The organism is Streptomyces sp. NPDC025638 (assembly GCF_055558775.1).
This window is the reverse complement of record NZ_JBVHLX010000004.1, coordinates 321,177-341,096: the sequence shown is the minus strand read 5'-3', so window position 1 is coordinate 341,096 and position 19,920 is coordinate 321,177. Positions and strand designations below refer to the sequence as shown.

18 protein-coding genes are annotated in these 19,920 nt (G+C 73.6%); 8 read left to right on the top strand and 10 right to left on the bottom strand.

From position 1 onward, the window contains the following. Positions 1-18: 18 nt before the first annotated feature. Entirely contained in the window at positions 19-1,566 is a 1,548-nt protein-coding gene (locus ACZ4EG_RS12590; RefSeq protein ID WP_467790625.1) for a DUF6519 domain-containing protein, read from the top strand. Further along, positions 1,566-2,465, top strand: coding sequence for a peptidoglycan-binding protein (locus ACZ4EG_RS12585; RefSeq protein ID WP_467790624.1), 900 nt, complete (start codon positions 1,566-1,568; stop codon positions 2,463-2,465). Before ACZ4EG_RS12590 ends, ACZ4EG_RS12585 begins: the two co-directional genes overlap by 1 nt. A 28-nt stretch (positions 2,466-2,493) precedes the next feature. On the opposite strand, the gene ACZ4EG_RS12580 is transcribed toward ACZ4EG_RS12585, so the two are convergent. After that, positions 2,494-2,892, bottom strand: coding sequence for a DUF5997 family protein (locus ACZ4EG_RS12580; protein WP_453550812.1), 399 nt, complete (start codon positions 2,890-2,892; stop codon positions 2,494-2,496). Positions 2,893-2,950: 58 nt separating this feature from the next. Between ACZ4EG_RS12580 and ACZ4EG_RS12575 the strand changes: the two genes are divergently transcribed. Next, positions 2,951-3,697, top strand: coding sequence for a LysR family substrate-binding domain-containing protein (locus ACZ4EG_RS12575; RefSeq protein ID WP_453550809.1), 747 nt, complete (start codon positions 2,951-2,953; stop codon positions 3,695-3,697). Positions 3,698-3,755: 58 nt separating this feature from the next. Here the strand turns inward: ACZ4EG_RS12575 and ACZ4EG_RS12570 are convergent, their stop codons facing one another. From ACZ4EG_RS12570 to ACZ4EG_RS12560, 3 genes are all read right to left on the bottom strand, one after another. Continuing rightward, on the bottom strand, positions 3,756-5,177 hold the full coding sequence (locus tag ACZ4EG_RS12570) for an MFS transporter (RefSeq protein WP_467790623.1): 1,422 nt from the start codon (positions 5,175-5,177) through the stop codon (positions 3,756-3,758). Positions 5,178-5,434: 257 nt separating this feature from the next. Further along, complete coding sequence (locus ACZ4EG_RS12565; RefSeq protein WP_467790622.1) at positions 5,435-6,136, bottom strand: HAD family hydrolase; 702 nt, start codon at positions 6,134-6,136, stop codon at positions 5,435-5,437. 20 nt (positions 6,137-6,156) lie between these two features. Further along, a complete protein-coding gene (locus ACZ4EG_RS12560) occupies positions 6,157-6,636 on the bottom strand; it encodes an Lrp/AsnC family transcriptional regulator (RefSeq protein WP_453550800.1) in 480 nt (159 codons plus the stop codon). A 261-nt stretch (positions 6,637-6,897) separates the two neighbouring features. Here ACZ4EG_RS12560 and ACZ4EG_RS12555 point away from each other — a divergent pair, with 261 nt between their 5' ends. Both ACZ4EG_RS12555 and ACZ4EG_RS12550 read left to right on the top strand, forming a co-directional pair. Continuing rightward, the gene (locus ACZ4EG_RS12555) at positions 6,898-8,385 is read left to right on the top strand and encodes an FUSC family protein (RefSeq protein ID WP_467790621.1); all 1,488 of its coding nucleotides are present in this window, start codon (positions 6,898-6,900) and stop codon (positions 8,383-8,385) included. Positions 8,386-8,478: 93 nt separating this feature from the next. Continuing rightward, on the top strand, positions 8,479-9,510 hold the full coding sequence (locus ACZ4EG_RS12550; RefSeq protein ID WP_467790620.1) for a lactonase family protein: 1,032 nt from the start codon (positions 8,479-8,481) through the stop codon (positions 9,508-9,510). 103 nt (positions 9,511-9,613) lie between these two features. On the opposite strand, the gene ACZ4EG_RS12545 is transcribed toward ACZ4EG_RS12550, so the two are convergent. The 4 genes from ACZ4EG_RS12545 to ACZ4EG_RS12530 form a co-directional block, all read right to left on the bottom strand. Continuing rightward, positions 9,614-10,537: a sirohydrochlorin chelatase gene (locus ACZ4EG_RS12545; protein WP_467790619.1), complete on the bottom strand. Its 924-nt coding sequence runs from the start codon at positions 10,535-10,537 to the stop codon at positions 9,614-9,616. Between the two features lie 142 nt (positions 10,538-10,679). Then, positions 10,680-11,669 carry an N-acetylglucosamine kinase gene (locus ACZ4EG_RS12540; protein WP_467790618.1) on the bottom strand — a complete coding sequence of 330 codons (990 nt, stop codon included), beginning with the start codon at positions 11,667-11,669 and terminating at the stop codon, positions 10,680-10,682. Continuing rightward, positions 11,666-12,343, bottom strand: coding sequence for a uracil-DNA glycosylase (locus tag ACZ4EG_RS12535; protein ID WP_390710534.1), 678 nt, complete (start codon positions 12,341-12,343; stop codon positions 11,666-11,668). Before ACZ4EG_RS12535 ends, ACZ4EG_RS12540 begins: the two co-directional genes overlap by 4 nt. A gap of 118 nt (positions 12,344-12,461) precedes the next feature. Continuing rightward, positions 12,462-13,547, bottom strand: coding sequence for a WD40/YVTN/BNR-like repeat-containing protein (locus ACZ4EG_RS12530; RefSeq protein ID WP_453550785.1), 1,086 nt, complete (start codon positions 13,545-13,547; stop codon positions 12,462-12,464). Positions 13,548-13,827: 280 nt separating this feature from the next. Here ACZ4EG_RS12530 and ACZ4EG_RS12525 point away from each other — a divergent pair, with 280 nt between their 5' ends. Further along, positions 13,828-14,415 (top strand): Rv1733c family protein, encoded by a 588-nt coding sequence (locus ACZ4EG_RS12525; RefSeq protein ID WP_467790617.1) that lies wholly within the window; start codon positions 13,828-13,830, stop codon positions 14,413-14,415. A gap of 70 nt (positions 14,416-14,485) precedes the next feature. On the opposite strand, the gene ACZ4EG_RS12520 is transcribed toward ACZ4EG_RS12525, so the two are convergent. Continuing rightward, the gene (locus tag ACZ4EG_RS12520) at positions 14,486-16,474 is read right to left on the bottom strand and encodes a HEAT repeat domain-containing protein (protein ID WP_467790616.1); all 1,989 of its coding nucleotides are present in this window, start codon (positions 16,472-16,474) and stop codon (positions 14,486-14,488) included. A 134-nt stretch (positions 16,475-16,608) separates the two neighbouring features. Further along, the gene (locus ACZ4EG_RS12515) at positions 16,609-18,270 is read right to left on the bottom strand and encodes a DNA alkylation response protein (protein WP_467790615.1); all 1,662 of its coding nucleotides are present in this window, start codon (positions 18,268-18,270) and stop codon (positions 16,609-16,611) included. Between the two features lie 71 nt (positions 18,271-18,341). On the opposite strand from ACZ4EG_RS12515, the gene ACZ4EG_RS12510 reads away from it, so the two are divergent. Beyond that, entirely contained in the window at positions 18,342-19,082 is a 741-nt protein-coding gene (locus ACZ4EG_RS12510; protein ID WP_467790614.1) for a PaaX family transcriptional regulator C-terminal domain-containing protein, read from the top strand. A 174-nt stretch (positions 19,083-19,256) separates the two neighbouring features. Further along, complete coding sequence (locus tag ACZ4EG_RS12505) at positions 19,257-19,916, top strand: hypothetical protein (protein ID WP_467790613.1); 660 nt, start codon at positions 19,257-19,259, stop codon at positions 19,914-19,916. Positions 19,917-19,920 lie beyond the last annotated feature (4 nt).

Sequence of the window (19,920 nt, the reverse complement as noted above, 5' to 3'; positions counted from 1 at the left end):
ACCAGGGGGACCCCTTCCATGCACGCTGACCTCTCCCGCGCCACGTTCCGTCCGGAGCGGCACTACTCGGCGGTCGTCGCCCAGCAGGGCCGCGTCCAGCTCGACGCCGACCTCAACGAGCAGACCGCGATCCAGCTCCACCAGGCCCGCACCCTCACTGCGGACCTGATCGGCCGGTACGGCGGACCGCGCGACGCGACCGGCTTCCGCATCGAGTACGTGGGCGGCAAGCACGACATCGACACCCTGTACATCCACGGCGGCCGCTACTACGTGGACGGCATCCTGTGCGACGCGGACCGCCCGGCACCCGGCACGCCCGTGCCCGACGAGGATGCCGGGGAGCCGGAGCCGGCCGCGGAGACGTACTGGGACTACTGGAACCAGCCTGATGGCTTCCGCGACCCGGAGAAGCCCGGCGACCGGCTGCCCTCGCCCGCCCAGACACCGTTCCTCGTCTACCTCAGGGTGTGGGAGCGCGCCGTGTGCGCCGCCGAGGACCCGGCGCTTCGCGAGGTCGCCCTCGGCGCCGCCCTGCCGGACACCGCCGTCCGCGCCAAGGTCGTCTGGCAGGTCCTGCCGCTGTCCCTGGCCGAGCTGGAGATCGAGGACGCCGAACCGGCCAAGGAGGTGGTGCGCGCCGCCTTCGACCGCTGGGCGCAGGGCCAGGTCGCCCCCTCGGCGCGGCTCGCCGCCCGCAGCGAGCGGCCCGAGCAAGCCGACGAGGACCCGTGCCTGGTCCGGCCCGACGCCCGCTACCGCGGCCCGGAGAACCAGCTGTACCGCGTGGAGGTGCATGCGGGCGGAGAGGCGAAGGACGCCACCTTCAAGTGGTCCCGGGAGAACGGCTCGGTGGTCTTCCCGGTCGACGAACTCGACGGCACCTGGGTGCAGTTGGCCACCCTCGGCCTCGACGACAAGCTGGACCTGGACGTCGGCGACCTCGTCGAGTTCACCGACACCGCCTACGCCTCCCGCCTCGAAGCGCTGCCTCTGCTGCGGGTCGAGGAACTGGACCTGCCGGGCCGGCGCGTCCGCCTCTCCGGCGAGCCGGACCCGGGCGTGGGACGGCTGCGGCATCTGCATCCGTTCCTGCGCCGCTGGGACCACCACGAGGGGCCGCGCCGCAAGGGCCGTACCGCTGCGCTGAAGGGCGGCGCGGTGCCCGTCACCGAGGGGGAGTGGCTGCCCCTGGAGGACGGGGTCGAGGTGTACTTCGCCAAGGGCGGCGGCTACCGCACCGGCGACCACTGGCTGATCCCCGCCCGCACCGCCACCGGCAGCGTCGAGTGGCCCACCGACCCGGCCCGCCGCCCCCTGCTGACGGCGCCCGCCGGGATCGCCCGGCACTTCGCGCCGCTGGCCCTGGTCAGGGGCGAGGGCGGCACTGTCGACCTGCGCCTGGCCTTCGGACCGCTGGCCGTCGGCATTCCGGCGGCCGACGAGGCGACGCTCGCCGCCGAGGCCCAGGCCGCGAGCGAGGAACAGGCCGCCGAGGCCGATCCCTCCGGCGGCCGCTCACAGACCACAGCGGCGGCCGAGGCCGCCGTGGAAGGAGACCGCTGATGGCCCAGCCGATGAGCGCGTCCAAGCTGGTGGAGATCCTGCGTGCCGAGGGCGTCACCGTCCACGAGGTGCGCAACTGGCGTCAGCACAACCGCAACAGCAAGGGCCCCTGGGGACCGGTGAACGGTGTCATGATCCACCACACCGTCACCTCCGGCACGTCCGCCTCCGTCGACATCTGCTACAACGGCTACTCCGGCCTGCCCGGCCCGCTGTGCCACGGTGTGATCGACAAGCAGGGCCATGTCCACCTCGTCGGCAACGGCCGCGCCAACCACGCGGGCCTCGGCGACAGCGACGTCCTGCGCGCCGTCGTCAACGAGACGAGACTGCCCCACGACAACGAGGCCGACGTCGACGGCAACCGGCACTTCTACGGCTTCGAGTGCATCAACCTCGGCGACGGCAAGGACCCCTGGCCCGAGGCGCAGAAGGAGGCCATCGAGAAGGTCTCGGCCGCCATCTGCCGCCACTACGGCTGGTCCGAGCGCTCCGTCATCGGGCACAAGGAGTGGCAGCCGGGCAAGCAGGATCCGCGCGGCTTCACGATGGACAGCATGCGGGCGCGCATCGCCGAACGGCTGGCCGGCACGGGCGGCGGGAAGGACCCGGGCGGCCCGACCGACCCGAAGCCCGCGCCGAAGCCGGCCCACGCGCCCTTCCCGGGCAGCGGCTTCTTCCACATCGGGCAGAAGTCGCCGGTCATCACGGCCATGGGCCGCCGGCTCGTCGCCGAGGGCTGCGGCCACTACGAGAGCGGGCCGAGCCCCGAGTGGACCGAGGCCGACCGCAAGTCGTACGCCGCCTGGCAGCACAAGCTCGGCTTCAAGGGCAAGGACGCGGACGGCATCCCCGGCAAGGTCAGCTGGGACCGGCTGAAGGTGCCGTCGGGCGGGTGAGCGGGCGGCGCCCGGGCGGGTCGGAGCCTCAGTCCCGCTCGGCGCCCTGCTCCTTGTCCTGCTTCAGGTTCTTGACGCGCACCGACTCCTTGCGGACCTCGGCCTGGGTGGCGCGCTCCTTCTCCAGCCACTCGGGCCGTTCCTGCTTCAGCGCCTCGATCTGCTCGGTGGTGAGGGCCTCGGTGACCCCGGCGCGGGCCAGGCCCGAGATGGAGACCCCGAGCTTCGCCGCCACCACGGGGCGCGGGTGGGGGCCGTTGGCGCGCAGCTCGCGCAGCCACTGGGGCGGATCGGCCTGGAGCTCGTTCAGCTCGGCGCGCGAGACGACACCCTCCTGGAACTCGACGGGGGTGGCGGGGAGGTACACACCCAGCTTCTTCGCCGCCGTGGCGGGCTTCATCGTCTGGCCGGTCTGCTGCGAACTCATGAGGTCAAGGGTATCGGCCGGGTACGGCAGGTCCGACCACGGCCGGTAACCTGGCCTGGTGACAGGCTCGGAGGAAACACCGTCGTTCCGGCTCGCGTACGTCCCCGGCGTGACGCCCGCCAAGTGGGTACGGATCTGGACCGAGCGACTGCCCGACATCCCCCTCACCCTCCTCCAGGTGACGGCCGCCGAGGCGCCCGACGTGCTGCGCGACGGCCGGGCCGACGCCGGGTTCGTACGGCTGCCGGTCGACCGTACGTTCTTCAGCGCGATCCCCCTCTACACCGAGGCGACGGTGGTCGTGGTCCCCAAGGACCACCTGATCACGGCGGCCGAGGAGGTCACCCTGGACGACCTCGCCGACGAGGTCCTCTTCCACCCCCTCGACGATGTCTTCGACTGGGACAGCCCGCCCGGGGAGCCCGCCTTCGAACGCCCCGCCACCACGGTCGACGCCATCGAGCTGGTCGCGGCCGGCGTGGGCCTTCTGGTCGTCCCCCAGTCCCTGGCACGCCTGCACCACCGCAGGGACCTCACCTACCGCACGGTCGTGGACGCCCCCCGGTCGAGCATCGCCCTGTCCTGGCCGGAGGAGGCCACCACCGACCTGGTCGAGGACTTCATCGGCATCGTCCGCGGGCGGACGGTCAACAGCACCCGCGGCCGCGCCCAGCCCCCGGCGCAGGAGAAGGGCAAGCGCCCCGAGAAGAAGCCCGCCGCGGGCAAGTCGGCGGCACGGAACCCACGAGGCCGCTCCGGCGGCTCGCAGGGCACCAAGCGGGGCAGGCCCCGGAAACGGTCGTAGAGGCGGGGATCCGGCGCAGACGAGGCCTGCCTGGACGTCCGGCTGACCGGCGCCGCGGTCAGGACTGCGGGGCGCGCTCGCCCAGGTCGGCGACGGCCAGGGCCAGGCCGGCCAGGACGAACAGGAGGGCCGTCAGCACGCCCAGCTGCAGTGCTCCGGAAGCCCGGCCGTGGTTGGCGAGGTGCGCGAAGTACACCGCGCCCACGGCGGCGATGCCGGCCGCCGACCCGACCCGCTGCCCCATCTGCAGCACCCCTCCGGCCGCGCCGGCCCGGCGCACCGGGACGCGGGCGAGGGTGAGGGCGGTGTTGGGGGAGGTGGTCAGGCCCGAGCCGACCCCGGCGACGAGCAGGGGCAGCGCCGCGGCCCACCCCACGCCCACACCCGGCACCAGCCACACGGCCGTCATGGTCCCCAGCAGGCCGAGCACCACGGCGCACAGCCCCAAGACCACCAGCCTGCGGCCGTACCGGACGACCAGCCGTCCCCCGGCCAGCGCGGCGACCGCCGAGCCGACCGCGAACGGCATCGCGGCCAGCCCGGCCGCCAGCGCGCTGTAGTCCAGGGTGTTCTGCAGGAACAGCGTGTACACGAAGAAGACCGAGGTGAAGCCGGCGAAGTACACCAGGCTCAGCAGCGACCCGCAGGTGAACGAACGCCGGTTGAACAGCCGCAGGTCCACCAGCGGCCCCCGCCCCAGCCGCCCCTGTCGCCGCTCCCACACCCAGAACGCGACCAGCAGCGCCATGGCCACGGGCACCAGCACCCACTTGCGCCGCCCGGGCCACGCCTGCTCCTGCACCAGGGGCAGCATCATCGCCAGCGCACCGGCGCCGAGCAGCAGCACGCCCGGCACGTCGAACCCCTCCCTGGAGCCCTTCGGCGGGGACTCGGGCAACAACCGCAGCGCCGCGGCGAACACGGCCACGCCGATCGGCAGATTGACGAAGAACACCCAGCGCCAGCTGCCGGACGCCTCGATCAACAGCCCTCCCGCCAGCGGGCCGACCGCGGTGGAGACGGCGACGACACTGCCGAACATGCCGAACGCCCGGGCACGCTCGGCGCCCTGGAACATCTGCTGGATCAGCCCCGACCCCTGGGGCGCGATCATGCCCCCCGCCACGCCCTGGAGCAGCCGGAACAGCACCAGCCACCCGGCGGTCGGCGCCAGCCCGCAGGCCGCCGAGGCCAGCGTGAACAGGGCGACCCCGACGATGAAGGTCTCCCTGCGGCCCCGCAGGTCGCCCAGCCGGCCCGCGGGCACGAGGAACAGGCCGTAGGTCAGGGCGTAGCCGGAGACCACCCACGACAGGTCGGCCTGCGCCGCGTGCAGCCTCTGCTCCATCGAGGGCAGCGCCACGTTCACGATCGACGTGTCGAGCAGGGTCATGAAGCCCGCCGTCAGACAGACCGCGAGCGCCTTCCAGCGTCGCTCGTCGGTGACCGGCTCCGTGGAGCCGGCCTGCACTGTGGTCATGGGGCCTCCGCCCGGAGCGGTCCACCGCGTCGTGGATTCCTGCGATCACCGTAGGAACCGGCACCGCCCCGCGCTCGTCGTGCCACGACCGTCCTACGCCGCCGCGGGCCGCCCGGGCGTCGCGCGGCTGATGCGGCTGCTGGCCGAGAGGGCCGTGACACACCCGAAGAACAGTTCCTGCTCGGACTGCGCCGACCGGGCGACGCCCGCGTTCACGGACGTGGCGCACCTCTTCACGGACTTACGGCAGCCGTCCGTCAGAACTTGCCCGTGCCCAGGAGCCACGCGTATGCCGACTGCGCCGTGAACTCCGCCTGGCCGCCCCGCAGGAGCAGCCCCGCGGTGGCGAACTCCGGGGCGTCGGCCTGTGCGGCGACGTACGGGATTGCGATGCAGCGCATCCCCGCCGCGTGCGCGGCCGCAGCGCCCGGTGCCGCGTCCTCCAGGACCACGCAGTTCGCGGGGGCCGCGCCGAGGCGCCGCGCCGCCTCCAGGAAGATGTCGGGCGCGGGCTTGCCGCGAGGCACCTCGTCGGCCGAGACGACCGTGCGCAGCCGGGCGTCCAGGCCCGTGCCCGCGAGCACCGCCTCGATGGCCTCGGGGGAGGAGCCCGAGGCCACAGCCGTCGGGATGCCCTCGGCCGCCAGCAGCTCCACGAACGTGCGCATCTCCGGATACACGCGGGTGCGGGTGCGGGCGAGTTTCAGATAGCGGCGGTTCGTCGCGGCGAGCAGTTCGTCGACCGGGGCGGTCAGGCGGTATCGCTCCTTCCAGACGATCACCGTCTCCAGGGTGCTGACCCCGACGTAGCTCTCGTGGTCCGACCACGTGTAGTCGTGCAGGCCGTGCTCGGCGAGGGTCTCCCGGCTCGCTTCGTAGTAGTTGGGCTCGCTGTCCACCAGCGTTCCGTCGAGATCGAAGATGACCGCGACAGTGCCGAGTCGGCCCAACTTGCTCATGGCGTCCAGGATGCCTGGCGTCAGGTGCGCGCGGCCGTCCGCCCGACCGACTCCACCAGGGGCAGCAGCCGGTACGCGACGCGCTCGCGCAGCGCCACTTCCGTCCGGGTGCGCACCACGCCCGGCAGGCTGATCAGCTTCTGGATCACGTCCTCGAGATGAGCGTTGTCCCGCGCCACGACCCGGGTCAGCAGATCCCCGCCGCCCGTGATCGAGAAGGCCTCGACGATCTCCGGCACGGCGGCCAGCGCGTCCCCGACGTCGTCGAGGTGGCCCTGGGTGACCTCGATGTGCACGAAGGCCAGCACCGGGTGGCCCAGCGCCGCGGGGGACAGCGCGGGACCCGTGCCGGTGATCACGCCCTCCCGCTCCAGGCGGTCCAGCCGGGCCTGCAGGGTGCCGCGGGCGATGCCGAGGATGCGGGCGTACTCGCGCACGCTGGTACGCGGCTGCTCCAGCAGCAGTCGCAGGATGCGGGTGTCGAGCTCGTCCACGGCCATGGTGCGCCGGCCTCCTCGTCCCTTCGATGATCACCAACGACAGTACCAATGGCACAGCTCACAGCAGCGCGGGTGAGCCGTCCGGCCTGGTCCGTTGGCCCGTCGCCGGACGCCCTCGACCGACCTCGGTTGTGCCAATGGTTCAGTGATGCGGAGGAGACTTGAGCCAGTGACCCCGTTGATGCTGTCATGGAGGCGTCGATGGCGCTGCGATTCCGCGGCGCCTTTTTCATGCCAGTGTCCACAGGGGGCGGGAAAGCAGTGCTGAAGAGGGTGTTCGTGGCTCCGGACCCGGGGCGGCTGCGGCTGCGTTTCGCCGCGCGGGCCGTGCTCGGCATCGGACTGGCGGTGGTCGTCTGCGGCCTGGCCGGACACTCCCTCGCGGGCGCCGTCACGGGCGGGCTCGCCGCACTGCTCACCCTGTTCACGGTCGCCGACGCCACCGTCCGCGGGCAGGCCGTCACCACCGCGCTGCTGCCCGCCGTGGGCCTGCCGGTGCTCGCCGCGGCGGCCGAGCTGCACGACCACCCCGTGGCGCGGGACATCGCCTTCCTCGCCGTCGTCGGCGCGGGTGTGTACGCGCGCCGCTGGGGGCCGCGCGGGCACAGCCTCGGCGTGTTCGCCTTCATGACCTTCTTCATCGCCCAGTTCCTGCACGCCACCGCGGGACAACTGCCGGAGCTGTACGCCGCCGTCCTGCTGTCCGTCCTCGCCGCGGCGGCGGTGCGCTTCGGGCTGTGGTGCTACGAGCGCCGTCTGCCCCCGGTGGCCGCGCCCGCCCCGCCCGCCGGCACCGGCCTGGCCCGGGTGACCACCCGGCAGGCCGTCCAGGCGACCGCGGGCGCCGGCTTCGCGCTGATCGTGGGCCACCTGGTGTCCGGACAGCGCTGGTACTGGGCCGTCGGTGCCACCTGGTGGATCTTCGTGAACACCGCCTCGCGCGGCGAGACGCTGGTCCGGGGCTTCCGCCGGGTGCTCGGCACGGTCATCGGCATCGGCCTCGGCCTGCTGATCGCCGTCCCGGTGCACGGCGCCCCGGCACCCACCGCGGTCCTCGTCGCCGTGGCCGTCTTCGGCATCTTCTACACGGCCGCCCTGTCCTACACCTGGATGATGCTCTGGGTGACGCTGCTCGCCGAACTGCTCTACGGCCTCCTCGGCGTCCTGAGCCCCGGCCTGCTCGCCCTGCGCCTCGCGGAGACCGGCGTCGGCGCCCTCGGTGCCGTACTCGCCGTGCTGTTCGTGCTGCCCGTCACCACCCACCTCACCACCGACGCCTGGATCCAGCGCGCCCTGCGCTGCGTGCACCTGTGCACCGCGCAGGCCGCGGCCCGGCTCGCCGGCTCGCCCACCGCGGACCCGGCGCCACGGGTGGCCGAACTGGAGCAGCTGCTCGGCCGGGTACGGCTCTCGGTCGCGCCCCTCGTGCACCCGCTCAACCCGATGCTCGGCCGCAAGCGCCGCGCCCGCCGGGTCCTCACCCTGCTGGACGACTGCGCCCGGGAGATCCGCGGCCTGGTCGCCGTCGCCGCCGACCCGGAGGCCTCCCACGACGCCCGGCTGGCCGCCGCCTGCTGGCGCGTCGAAGCGGCCGTCGAGGCGCTCACCAGGGGCTCGGAGCACATCACCTGCCCCGCCGAACCGCCCGCGGAACCCGCCCTCGCCCACCTGCACGGCGTGGAACGCGCCCTCGCCGAACTCGCCGAACCCCTGCGCACCCCGGCGGGTTCACCCCTGGTCGGCGCCTGAGACGCGCCGAACCGAAGGCCTTGGTCTAGACCGCAAACTGCTACCGTCGGCCCCGTACCGGCTCGTACTGGCTCGTACCGAGAGGGGACAGCGGTGGCAGACGGCGGCAGGCGGCAAAGGGCGTTCATCGGGTCGTTCACGGCGGCGGGCGGGCCCGGGGTCGTCACCGCGGCGGTCCACCCGCACAGCGGCGCCCTGGCCCTCCTGGAGAGCGTCGACGGTGTCCCCGACCCGTCGTATCTCGCGCTCGCGCCCGGCGGGCGCACCCTGTACGCGGTCAGCGAGACCGCCGACGGCGCGGTGGCCGCCTACCACGTCCACGACGACAAACCACGGCTCGCCGGGCCACCGGTCCCGGTCGGCGGCAGCGGGCCCACCCACCTCAGCCGCTTCGACGGGCACGTCCTGACCGCCAACTACGGCTCCGGCAGCGTCACCGCCGTCCCCGTCCGCCCCGACGGCACCCTCGCCCATGCCGCCTCCGGGCTGCTCCAGCACATCGGCTCGGGTCCGCACGAGCGACGCCAGCGCGGGCCGCACGCCCACCAGGTGCAGCCGGACCCCAGCGGCCGCTGGGCGGTCAGCGTCGACCTCGGCACCGACTCGGTCCGGGTCTGCACCCTGCACGGCGGCACCCTGGCCGTGCACCGCGAGTTCGCCCTGCGCCCCGGCTCCGGCCCCCGCCACCTGGCCTTCCATCCCGGCGGCGGATACGCCTACGTCGTCAACGAACTCACCCCGACCGTCACCGTCTGCCGCTGGGACGCGGAACAGGCCTCCCTGAAGCCGCTGACCGAGACCCCGGTGCTGCCCGGCGCTCCGGCCGGCGACGCCTACCCCTCCGGCATCGTCGTCTCGCCCGACGGACGCTTCGTGTGGACCGCGACCCGCGGCGAGGACGTCCTGTCCGTGTTCGCGGTCGACGGGGAGGGGCTGCGGCTGACCGGCACCGTCCCCTGCGGCGGCCACTGGCCCCGTGCCCTCGCCCAGTGCGGCGGTTTCCTCTACGCGGCCAACGAGCGCTCCGGGGATGTGACGTGGTTCGCCATCGATCCACTGACCGGCATGCCGCGCTACGACGGCTCGGTGGCGGTACCCGCGGCTTCCTGCGTGGTCTTCGGCTGAGCCCGCCGCCCGGCCCCGCCGGCCCCGCCCGCCTCGCCGCACAAGGCGAAGGGCCCGCCCCGTCCCGGGAGCGGGCCCTGTGTCCTACAGGTGCCGTGCGGCGTCAGCGGACCGGAGTGCCCTGCGGCTGCTGCGGGGCGATGCCCAGCGCCGTCGTGTACTTGGCCAGGGCGAGCTTGCCGATCGCCGGGTACGCGCCCAGCGCCTCGGCGGTCGCGCAGCCGGCCTCGGCGGCGGCCGCCTCCAGCAGGCCCGGGTCTATCTCGGGGCCGATCAGGTACGGCGCCAGCGCCAGCTGCTGCGAGCCCGATGACCGCAGCTGCTCGGCGACGGAGGTGATCGCACCGTCCTGGTCCAGGGCCGCCGCCATCACCGGCACGGCGAGCCGCGCGGCGAGCAGCATGCCGGTGATCCCGGCCGCCTGCACGGCCTCGTCGCCGCCCACGGAGGCGAGGATGATGCCGTCGGCAGCGGTCGCCACCGTGAACAGACGGGCACGGTCGGCGCGGGCGAGACCCGCCTCGGACAGGCGCACGTGCAGTGCCTCGGCGAGCAGCGGGTGCGGGCCGAGGACATCGGTCAGGTCGGCGGCGATCCGGCTGTCCATGACGGCCTGGCGCACCCGGCGCAGCAGCGCGCTGTCCGGACCGGCCAGCAGCGGGACGACGACGGCGACCGGGCCGTCGGGCTCCTTGACCTCGACACCGGCGGCGACGGCCTGCTCGTAGCGGGCGGTGCGCTCCTCGGCGGCGTGCGTCAGGACGGACCGGAGGGTGGGGAACTCGGCATCGTCCCCGTCCAGGTGGCCGATCCGGGCATCCAGGCCGGGCAGCTCGGAGCGGGCGATGCTCACGACCTCCTCGGCAAGGCTGCGCGTGGCGGCGCTCGGCGTACCGGGCACCGCGAGGACGAGCGCGGGCGCGCCCTCGGGAGCCACCAGCGGTTCGGGGCGGCGGTGCCGTCCGGGCTGGCGGGGTCGCGGCATTCGTACTGGCAGGCCGGACGCGGGCCCAGTGGGGGAGCTCATGGAGCCGCATGTTAGTGGCTTCCTGGGCTCCTCTGTTCGGGGAGGGTGCAGGTGAGCGGTATCCGTCCGGTTTTGTCTGATGAGTTACGCGCGAATCAGAAGTGATCGGGGCACGTGCCGGACAGTTGCGCCACCAAGCGGATCAATCACCTTTTCCGGTCACGATGTACAACATCGTCTCTTCACTCGGCAGGGTGAGCCGACCCGCCGCAAGGTCGGTCGCGACCCGCACGGCGCCGTGCAACGGGTCCCCCTCGGCCGGGACCCGCAGCGCGTGCGGCAGCCGTCTCGCCAACTCCTCCGCGAGGGGTACGAGAAGCGGGTCACCCATCTTGAACAGGCCACCGGTGAGAGCGATCCGGGGTGCACCCGCCGCAGGGCACACCGCGGCGGCGGACTCGGCCAGGTGCCGGGCCGCCGCACGCAGGATGCCGGCCGCGACCGGGTCCCCGTCCGCACAGTCGGCCACCCGGGGCGCGAAGGAGGCGAGGACGGCGGGCCGGTCGGAACGCGGGTAGAGCAGGCCCGGCAGGCCCGTCACGGGGCCGAACTGCTCCTCGGCGCAGGTCAGCAGCCGTACGGAGCCGCCGTCCCGCCCGTCGTGGGCGCGCAGCGCCGCCTCCAGACCGGCCCGCCCGATCCAGGCCCCGCTCCCGCAGTCGCCCAGCAGATGCCCCCAGCCGTCCGCCCGCCGCCAGCACGTCAGGTCGGTGCCGATCGCCACCAGACCCGTACCGCCGGCGACCACGGCACCCGGGCGCGGTCCCAGGGCGCCGACATAGGCCGTGACGGCGTCGGCGGCGAGCGCGACGGTCCGCACGCCGAGCTCCCGGGCCAGCGCACCCGGCAGTTCGGCGCGCAATGCCTCGCCCAGGGTGGCGAACCCCGCGGCGCCCACGGCAGCCGTGTCCAGCCCGCTCACCCCGGTCTCGGCGACCAGGCCGCGGACCATGGGCAGGAGCTGCTCCAACAGGTGGCCGGGATCGATCCCGCGCGCACCGGTGCGCACCGGCTCCCCGGACTCCCGCTGGGCCGACGGCCCCCGGCCGGCGACACCGACCACGGCACGGAGGCCGGAGCCTCCCGAGTCGACGGCCAGGAAGCCGGATCCGCCCGCCGTGCCGCCGGTCACGGCAGGCGCCAGTCCACGGGTTGTCCCCCCTGCTGGATCAGGAAGTCATTGGCCCGGCTGAACGGGCGCGAGCCGAAGAAGCCGCGGTCGGCGGACATGGGCGAGGGATGGGAGGACTCCACCGACGGCAGAGCGCCGAGGAGCGGCCGCAGATTTCGGGCGTCGCGGCCCCACAGGATGGACACCAGCGGCTTGCCGCGCCCGGCCAGCGCGCGGATGGCCTGCTCGGTGACCTCCTCCCAGCCCTTGCCGCGATGCGCCCCCGGGCTGCGCGGGGCCGTGGTGAGCGCCCTGTTGAGCAGCAGCACACCCTGCTGCGTCCATGGCGTCAGATCACCGTTGGACGGCTGCGGCAGGCCCAGATCGGTGTTCAGCTCCCGGAAGATGTTGATCAGGCTGGGCGGCAGGGGACGGACCTCGGGCGCGACGGAGAACGACAGCCCCACCGCGTGTCCCGGTGTCGGGTACGGGTCCTGGCCGACGATCAGGACGCGTACGTCGTCGAACGGCTGCTGGAAGGCCCGCAGAACGTTCGCTCCGGCCGGCAGGTAGGTGCGTCCGGCGGAGATCTCCGTGCGCAGGAAGTCGCCCATCTCGGCGATCCGTCCGGCGACGGGTTCCAGGGCCTTCGCCCAGCCCGCTTCGACGATTTCATGCAAAGGTCGTGGTGCCACGGGCGTCACCCTACTGCCGTACACAGGGTGACGATCAAGGGGTGGCCACAGTCCGACCGAGGTTGACCGAACCGTCGGCCCGGATGACCGGAACCTCCTTTCCTTGCGGGAGTTGACCTCATCCGACGGCCGCGGCCCGCACGCACAGCACGTCCGGCAGATGAGAGGTCAGCTGCTGCCAGCTGTCGCCGTCGTCCGCCGAGGCGTACACCTCGCCGTTGCGGTTGCCGAAATACACGCCCGCCGGGTCCGCGTCGTCCGTCCACAGGGCGTCCCGGAGCACCGTGCCGTAGTGGTCCTCCGCCGGCAGTCCGGCCGACAGCGGCTCCCAGCTCTTGCCCGCGTCCGCCGTGCGGAAGACCCGGCAGCGGTGGTCGGCGGGCACCCGGTCGGCATCGGCGTTGATCGGGAAGACGTACGCGGTGTCGGCGCGGTGCGGATGGGCGGCCACCGCGAAACCGAATGTCGACGGCAGGCCCTCGCCGATGTCGGTCCAGTGCGCGCCCGCGTCGTCGCTGCGGTACACACCCCAGTGGTTCTGCAGATACAGCCGGTCCGGGTTGCCCGCGTCCCTGGCGACCTTGTGTACGCACTGGCCGAACTCCGGGTTCGGATCCGGCAGGAACACCGCGGAGACACCGGAGTTGGACGGCGCCCAGCTCGCCCCGCCGTCCGTGGTGCGGAACACCCCGGCCGTGGAGACGGCCACGGTCACGGCATTCGGGTCGCGCGCGTCGGTGAGCACCGTGTGCAGGCCCTCACCGCCGCCGCCCGGCACCCACCGGGAGCGGGTCGGGTGCTCCCACAGGGGACGCACCAGCTCGAAGCTCTCCCCCCGGTCCTCCGAGCGGTACAGGGCGGCCGGTTCCGTGCCCGCGTAGACCACGTCCGGCTCGGCCGCGGCCGGGTGCAACTGCCACACCCGCTCCAGCGAGGCGCCGGTGTCCTGGGGGAACTTGACGGCCGGTCGGGACGGCTCGGTCCAGGTGCGGCCCAGGTCGTCGGAGTGGAACACGGACGGGCCCCAGTGCGCGCTGTCGCCCCCGGCCAGCAGCCGCGGGGTGCTGCCGCGGGTGTCGAGGGCCACCGAATACACGGCCTGGGCGTTGAAGTAGGGACTCTCGTCGAACTCCCAGGCCCCTCCGCGCCGCCGCCCGATGAACAGACCCTTCCGGGTGCCCACGGCGAGCAGTACCTCGGTCATGCCGACCACCTCCGGGACGTCTTTGTCGCAGATAGTTTTCAGACATCGGCCAGTGTGCACCCCGGCACTGACAACGACCCATGGAAACCACGTCGTCGCAGGTCGGAGGGCTGGTGTCGGCCTGTCGCGGAATTCCGGAGCGCACGTTGCGGCAGAAGCCTGCGCGAGCGGCGACTCTCGTGCGACCGTCGGGACGGGGGCTCGCCCTGAGCAACGAGAGGACCTCTCCCGTATGGGAGGGCGGTCCGGCCTGTCCGTGCGCTCGTTGAGGAGGATGCCGTTGAGGGCGTTCCGTGGTCCGAAGGTGTGGCTGTGGCGCTGGCGGCGCAACCCGCTCAGGCGTCGTGCCGACATGGTGGAGGCCTGGGTGCTGCTCGGCGCCTGGGGGCTCACCGTCCTGACCGGGGTGCTCGCCGGTCTGGTGACCGCTCGCACGGTCGAGCACGGGCTGGCCCGGGAACGCCTGGAGTGGCGGCCCGTCGTGGCGCGGGTCATCGGGAAGGCGCCGGGATCCGCCACGTCCGACAGTGAAGCCGCGGGCGGCGAGCGGGTGTGGGCGAAGGTGCGCTGGACCGCGGCCGACGGCTCCCTGCACACCGGCCAGGCACGGGTCGCGCCCGGCAGCGGGGCCGGCACACCGGTCACCGTTTGGACGGACCCGCAGGGCCACCTCGTCACCAGACCCGCCACCGCCTCCCAGGCCCACCTCCGCGCCGGCCTGATAGGCACCCTGGGAGGTCTGAGCACGGCGGTCGTCCCCTTCGTAGCCGGCCGCGCCCTGCGCGGCCGGCTGGAACGACGCCGCATGGACCGATGGGACACGGAGTGGGCCCGCCTGGGCCCCCAGTGGGGCCGGATGACGGGCTGATCCCGGCCAGCCGGACTTTGCCGTGTGCCGCCCGCCCGGCACTGGCCGTGCGCGTCCCACCCCGGCGCCCCTACCCCTCCCCCAGCACCTCGCGGCACCTCCTCAGCAACCTCTCGTCCTTCAGGATGTCGTGGCTGCCGTAGCCGCCCGTTCGGGCCGTGTGGCGGCGAGGGGTGGCGAGTTCCGTGGTCACCAGGTCCCACAGGGGCGCGCCCGCGGGGCCCATCTCGGTGAGGAGCGTGGCCGTTGTGCCCCGCGTGCGGGGGTTCTCCGCCCAGGCGGAACGGAGGATGGGGAGCACGGGCTCGGGGTCCCCGGCGATCCGCCACAAGGCGCAGGCGGCGGACATCCGCTCCCAGAGCCGGTCCGACTCGGTCATGCGGCGCAGCGCGGGCAGCGCGGGGCGGGCCTCGGGACCGAGGCGGGCCAGCTCCGCGGCGGCGGCGCGGCGGCGGCCGGACTGTTCGTGCGTCAACTCCCGTAAGAGGGCGGGGAGTACGGCGGAGGCGTCCCCCTCCGCCGACCACAGCGCCCCCGCCGCCACGGCCGCGCACCCGGTGTTCAGCAACCCCAGCAGGACCGGCACCGCCGTGCGCGCGGCCGGCCCGAACGACTCCAGCGTGCGGACCGCGTTCGCCACCACGGCCTCCCGGGGACCGGGGCCGCCCGGCGTGCCCCGGAGCAGCCGCAGCACCTCCCCAACGGCCTCCGTGTGGCCCAGGGTCCGGAGCGCCGACAGCAGCGGTACGGCACGGTCGGTGACGTCGGGGGAGTCGAGGGCCACCCGGCCGAGCCCGCGCCGCAGCGCGGGAGCCAGCGGAGCCGCGGACCCGCCGAGATGGACGATCACATGTCCGAGGTCGTCGGGTACGACCGGCCCCGCGAGCACCTCGGCGAGCAGCGGCACCGCCCGCGGATCACCGCTTCTGGCGAGGGCCTTGAGCGGTCCGCCCAGCGTCGGTGCCCCGCGCTCCCACCGGTTGACCCGCAGTCCGGGCCGCTCGGTCAGCAGCGCGGCGAGGTCGTCTGCGGCGGGCGCGGCCAGCTCGAACAGCTCCGACAGGACGGACACCGACGCGTCCCGCAACTGGTCCTGCTCCGCCCACAGCTGGGCGCCGATCAGCGCGACCGGTTCGGAATGGTCGGCGCGCCACTCGCGGAACAGCGCCGCCGACATCCACACCGCGTTGCACCGGTCGATCGGGTCCGGGCTGGTCAACTGCCCGCTGAGCAGGGCGGTCCGGTCGGTCACCCGGCCGCCCAGAGCGGTGTGGAGCGTCCGCAGCAGGTGCGAGCCCTCCTCGTCCGACGGGCGCAGGCGCCGTATCCGGCCGACGAGCGTGTCCGTCTCGGCCCGGTCCGGCCCGCCGCGACGCTGTTCGGACCTGTCCCTGAGCAGCCGCACCACGGTGGGGACCAGATCGGCCGGGAGCCGGTCCGGCGCGCCGAGCGCGAGCTGACCGAGCGCGGCGAGCCGCAGGCCGGGGTGGTACGGCGGAGCGCTCTGTGCGGTCAGGAGGTCCACCGCCGCGGCGGCGTGCCCGGGGTGGCGCCGTACGAACTGGCCGAGGCCCTCGGTCACGGCGAGCAGCACCCGGCCGTCCCGCTCGACCGTGAGCCGCTGCCGCAACAGGTCCAGCACGCGTGCCGGTTCGTCCAGGAACCGTACGAGCGCCCCGGGCGCCGCCCGCCGCACCCCCGCGTCCGGGTCCCCGGCCAGCGCGACGAAGGCCTCCGCGCCCGCGCGCACCGCGGTGTCCGCCGGCGCGCGGCCGGCTCCGGCGCACTCCTCGCCGATGCTCACCAGCAGCTCGACTATGCCGCCCCGGTCCGGCACCTCCGCGCGGGTCATGAGGCCGAACAGGAACGGCACGCAGGCCAGCGTCGAGTCGTACACGTTCCCCTGGTGGTGCACCGAGCCGTACATCCCGTCGAGCGCGATCTCCCGCTCGGCCGGGTCCGCTGAGGCGAGTCCCCGCAGCAGCGCGGGCACGTCCTCCGCACTGCCGTACGCGTGCCGCAGCGAAGCCCAGTCGACCTCGTCGATCCCCGTGAACACGTTGTCCTCCCCAGGCGATTGCCACCTGATCGCGAGTCTGCACCACGGCACTGACAACGAAGCGGAGTCGGGCGGCGACTGTGTGCGATCCGTCGGCTGTCACCGGCCACGGAGCGCGCGCCCGGCGGGAGGGATCAGTTTCCGCCGGGCAGCGCCCGCTCCAGGATCGCGTCGAGGTCGGCCGCGCCGGACAGCGTGCCGAAGGCGTGCCCCCAGTCGCCGCCGAGCCGGCTCGCGCAGAAGGCGTCGGCGACCGCGGGCGGAGCGTGCCGGACGAGGAGGGAGGCCTGGAGGGCCAGGGCCATCAGCTCCACCAATCGGCGGGCGCCGGTCTGATCGGTTTCGGCCAATCGGTCCTTCAGCCGGGCCACGGCCGCGTCCAGTCGTACGTCCGCCCCCTGTGCCAGGGCGAGTTCGGCGAACAGGGCCTCCGCGGTGCCGGGCTCGCGGCCGAGCGCCCGCAGCACGTCGAGCGCGTTGACGTTCCCCGACCCCTCCCAGATCGACAGCAGGGGTGCCTCCCGGTAGTGGCGGGGCATGCCCGAGTCCTCGACATAGCCGTTCCCGCCCAGGCACTCCAGGGCTTCCGCCGTGAAGGCCGGGCCCCGCTTGGTGACCCAGTACTTGCCGACGGCGGTCGCGATCCGCCGGAAGGCCTGTTCCCCGGCGTCCCCGCGCACCGCCCGGTCGGCCGCCCCGGCGAGCCGCAGCGTGAGCGTGGTGGCGGCCTCCGACTCCAGCGCGAGATCGGCCAGGACGTTTCGCATCAGCGGCTGGTCGATCAGCCGGGCGCCGAACGCGCTGCGGTGCCGCGCATGGTGGCCCGCCTCGACGAGCGTCTTGCGCATCAGCGTCGCCGAGGACATCACACAGTCCAGCCGGGTGCAGTTGACCATCTCGATGATCGTCTTCACGCCCCGGCCCTCGGGACCCACCAGCCAGGCCACGGTCCCGTCGAACTCCGGCTCGGAGGAGGCGTTGGACCGGTTGCCCAGCTTGTCCTTCAGCCGCTGGATGCGGAACGTGTTCCGGGTGCCGTCGGGCAGGATGCGCGGCACCAGGAAGCAGGACAGTCCCTGAGGAGCCTGGGCCAGCACCAGGAACACATCGCACATGGGCGCCGACGTGAACCACTTGTGCCCGCGCAGGGTGTACACACCGGGCTCGGCGGTGGGCGTGGCCACGGTGGTGTTCGTACGGACGTCGGAGCCGCCCTGCTTCTCCGTCATGCCCATGCCCGCGAGCAGCCCTCGCTTCTCGGTCGGCACGCGAAGTCCCGGCTCGTACTCGCGGCTCGTGAGCAGCGGTTCGTAGACCTTGGCGAGCTCCGGCTGGGCGCGCAGCGCGGGGACGGCCGCGTACGTCATCGACGTCGGACAGCCGTGGCCGGCCTCGGTGTGACCCCACACCAGCCCGCCCGCGGTACGGGCGACGTGGGCGCCCGGCCGGGCGTCCGCCCACGGCGCGCCGGCCAGCCCCTCGGCGACCGCGACCCGCATCAGGTGGTGCCAGCTGGGGTGGAACTCCACCTCGTCGATCCGGTTGCCGTACCGGTCGTGCGTGCGCAGCTCGGGCTCGTGCCGGTTGGCCTGTTCACCCCACTCCTGCGCCTGGGCGCTGCCGGCGCTCAGGCCGAGGCGCCGTACCTCCTCCTCGGCCCAGCCGGCCCCCTCGCGGCGCAGCCCTTCGAGGAGGGCCGGGTCCTCGGAGGCGTCGTAGGGCGCCAGGGGAGAGGCCTGGTTGGTGACGTCGTGGGTGGCGTACTGCGGCTGAGGCCGTGCGGGTGTCGAGACCATACGGCCATGTTGCACTCTTCCTGCGGTTGTAGCAATGATGCAACAAGAAGGCGCACGTACAGTACGTGCCCATGCGGATGAACGTGTCAGTGCAGCCCGGCGAGGCCGACCTGCGGCCGCTGTCCGCGCGATCGGTCGTGCTGAGCCTGCTGCTGGGCACGCATCCGCCGGAGCTTCCGGTGAAGGACCTCGTGCGGCTGGTGGAGCCCTTCGGTGTCGGCGGCTCCACCCTGAGGGCCGCGCTCAGCCGGATGGTGGCCGTCGGCGACCTGCGGCGCACGGACGCCGTCTACGGGCTCAGCGACCGGCTGCTGGCCCGCCAGCGCCGCCAGGACGAGGCGCTGCACCCCCGCACGCGCGCGTGGGAGGGCGACTGGGAGATGGTGGTGATCACGGCGACCGGCCGCGGCCCCGCCGAACGCGCCGAGCTGCGCGCCCGGTTGACCGCCCTGCGCCTGGCCGAGCTCCGCGAGGGCGTGTGGCTGCGGCCCGCCAACCTGGTCCGCTCCCTGCCGGACGACCTGGAGCGGGTGGCCCAGTCCTACGGCGCCCGCCCCGACGGTTCCGCGCACGAGCTGGCCGCCCGCCTGTGGCCGCTCGACGTCTGGGCCGACACCGCCCGCGCGCTGCTCGCCCATGTCGCCGAGTCCCACCGCCCGGCCGATCTGCTGACCGCCTTCGCCGCGGTCGTACGCCATCTGCTCACCGACCCCGTCCTGCCTCCCGGGCTCCTTCCCGCCGACTGGCCGGGAGAGGCCCTGCGCACCGCGTATGCGGACTATCAGCGGGAGCTGGCCCGGTCAGTCAGGTGATCTCTCCGTCCGGCGGCACGGCCTTTGCCCCACGGGTGGTAGAGGACGCATGTGAGCGCTCAACCGCCGTCCGGCCCGCCGCCCGGTCCGCTGCACGGAGCGTCGGAGCCCGGACCGCCGCCGCCCCCTCCTCCTCGTCCTCCTGCTGCTGCTCGGCGACCCTGGTGGCGTGGCGTGCCCGCGCTCGTCGTCGCGGTGCTCGCCGTCGTCGGCATCGCGGTGGTGTTCGCGATGTCCAGGGGTGGCGAAGGCGGCACGAAACAGGGCCTCAGCACCGCCGCGTCGGCTCGCGAGATCGCAAGACGCGTGGCACTGGCCCCCGCGGACTGGGGATCCGGTTTCACCCGGAGCGATCACTACGAGAACGAGGAGAAGTCCGAGGGCGTGACCGATCCCGACTGCAATTACGTGACGCAGCCGATCGTGAACGCGCTGGCCGTCCTGCGGCGCGGCGTCAGGAAGGAGGACAGAACGGTCTATGCGAACTCGACGGTCGTGGTCTACCGGAACGCGAGCTCCGCTCAGGCGGACGTGGCTCGGCTGCGCTCGGACGTGCAACGGTGCCCGATGGAGAAGGAAGCCGCGAGCAAGGCGAGGTGGGAGAGCGTCCACGAGGTCGACGTCCCGCGGCTGAAGGGATTCGACGAGGTGGTGGGGGAGGAGGGTCACCTGGTCGCCGACGAGAACGGCCGGCCGGCGGACGCGTATTACACGTACCTCACCGGCCGCAAAGGGCGCTACCTGGTGCAGACGTATGTCACCCGCGGCGGCTCCCCGGCGCAGAACCGCAGTGACGCCACGAATGCGCTCTCCCTCATGCTGAGCCGCCTATAGCGCG

Bases quoted from the DNA above. Each gene is read 5' to 3' on its own strand.
- ACZ4EG_RS12530 (WP_453550785.1), bottom strand. From the start codon at position 13,547: ATGACCGAGGTACTGCTCGCCGTGGGCACCCGGAAGGGTCTGTTCATC.
- ACZ4EG_RS12545 (WP_467790619.1), bottom strand. From the start codon at position 10,537: ATGAGCTCCCCCACTGGGCCCGCGTCCGGCCTGCCAGTACGAATGCCG.
- ACZ4EG_RS12580 (WP_453550812.1), bottom strand. From the start codon at position 2,892: ATGAGTTCGCAGCAGACCGGCCAGACGATGAAGCCCGCCACGGCGGCG.
- ACZ4EG_RS12570 (WP_467790623.1), bottom strand. From the start codon at position 5,177: ATGACCACAGTGCAGGCCGGCTCCACGGAGCCGGTCACCGACGAGCGA.
- ACZ4EG_RS12515 (WP_467790615.1), bottom strand. From the start codon at position 18,270: ATGGTCTCGACACCCGCACGGCCTCAGCCGCAGTACGCCACCCACGAC.
- ACZ4EG_RS12590 (WP_467790625.1), top strand. From the start codon at position 19: ATGCACGCTGACCTCTCCCGCGCCACGTTCCGTCCGGAGCGGCACTAC.
- ACZ4EG_RS12585 (WP_467790624.1), top strand. From the start codon at position 1,566: ATGGCCCAGCCGATGAGCGCGTCCAAGCTGGTGGAGATCCTGCGTGCC.
- ACZ4EG_RS12565 (WP_467790622.1), bottom strand. From the start codon at position 6,136: ATGAGCAAGTTGGGCCGACTCGGCACTGTCGCGGTCATCTTCGATCTC.
- ACZ4EG_RS12510 (WP_467790614.1), top strand. From the start codon at position 18,342: ATGCGGATGAACGTGTCAGTGCAGCCCGGCGAGGCCGACCTGCGGCCG.
- ACZ4EG_RS12560 (WP_453550800.1), bottom strand. From the start codon at position 6,636: ATGGCCGTGGACGAGCTCGACACCCGCATCCTGCGACTGCTGCTGGAG.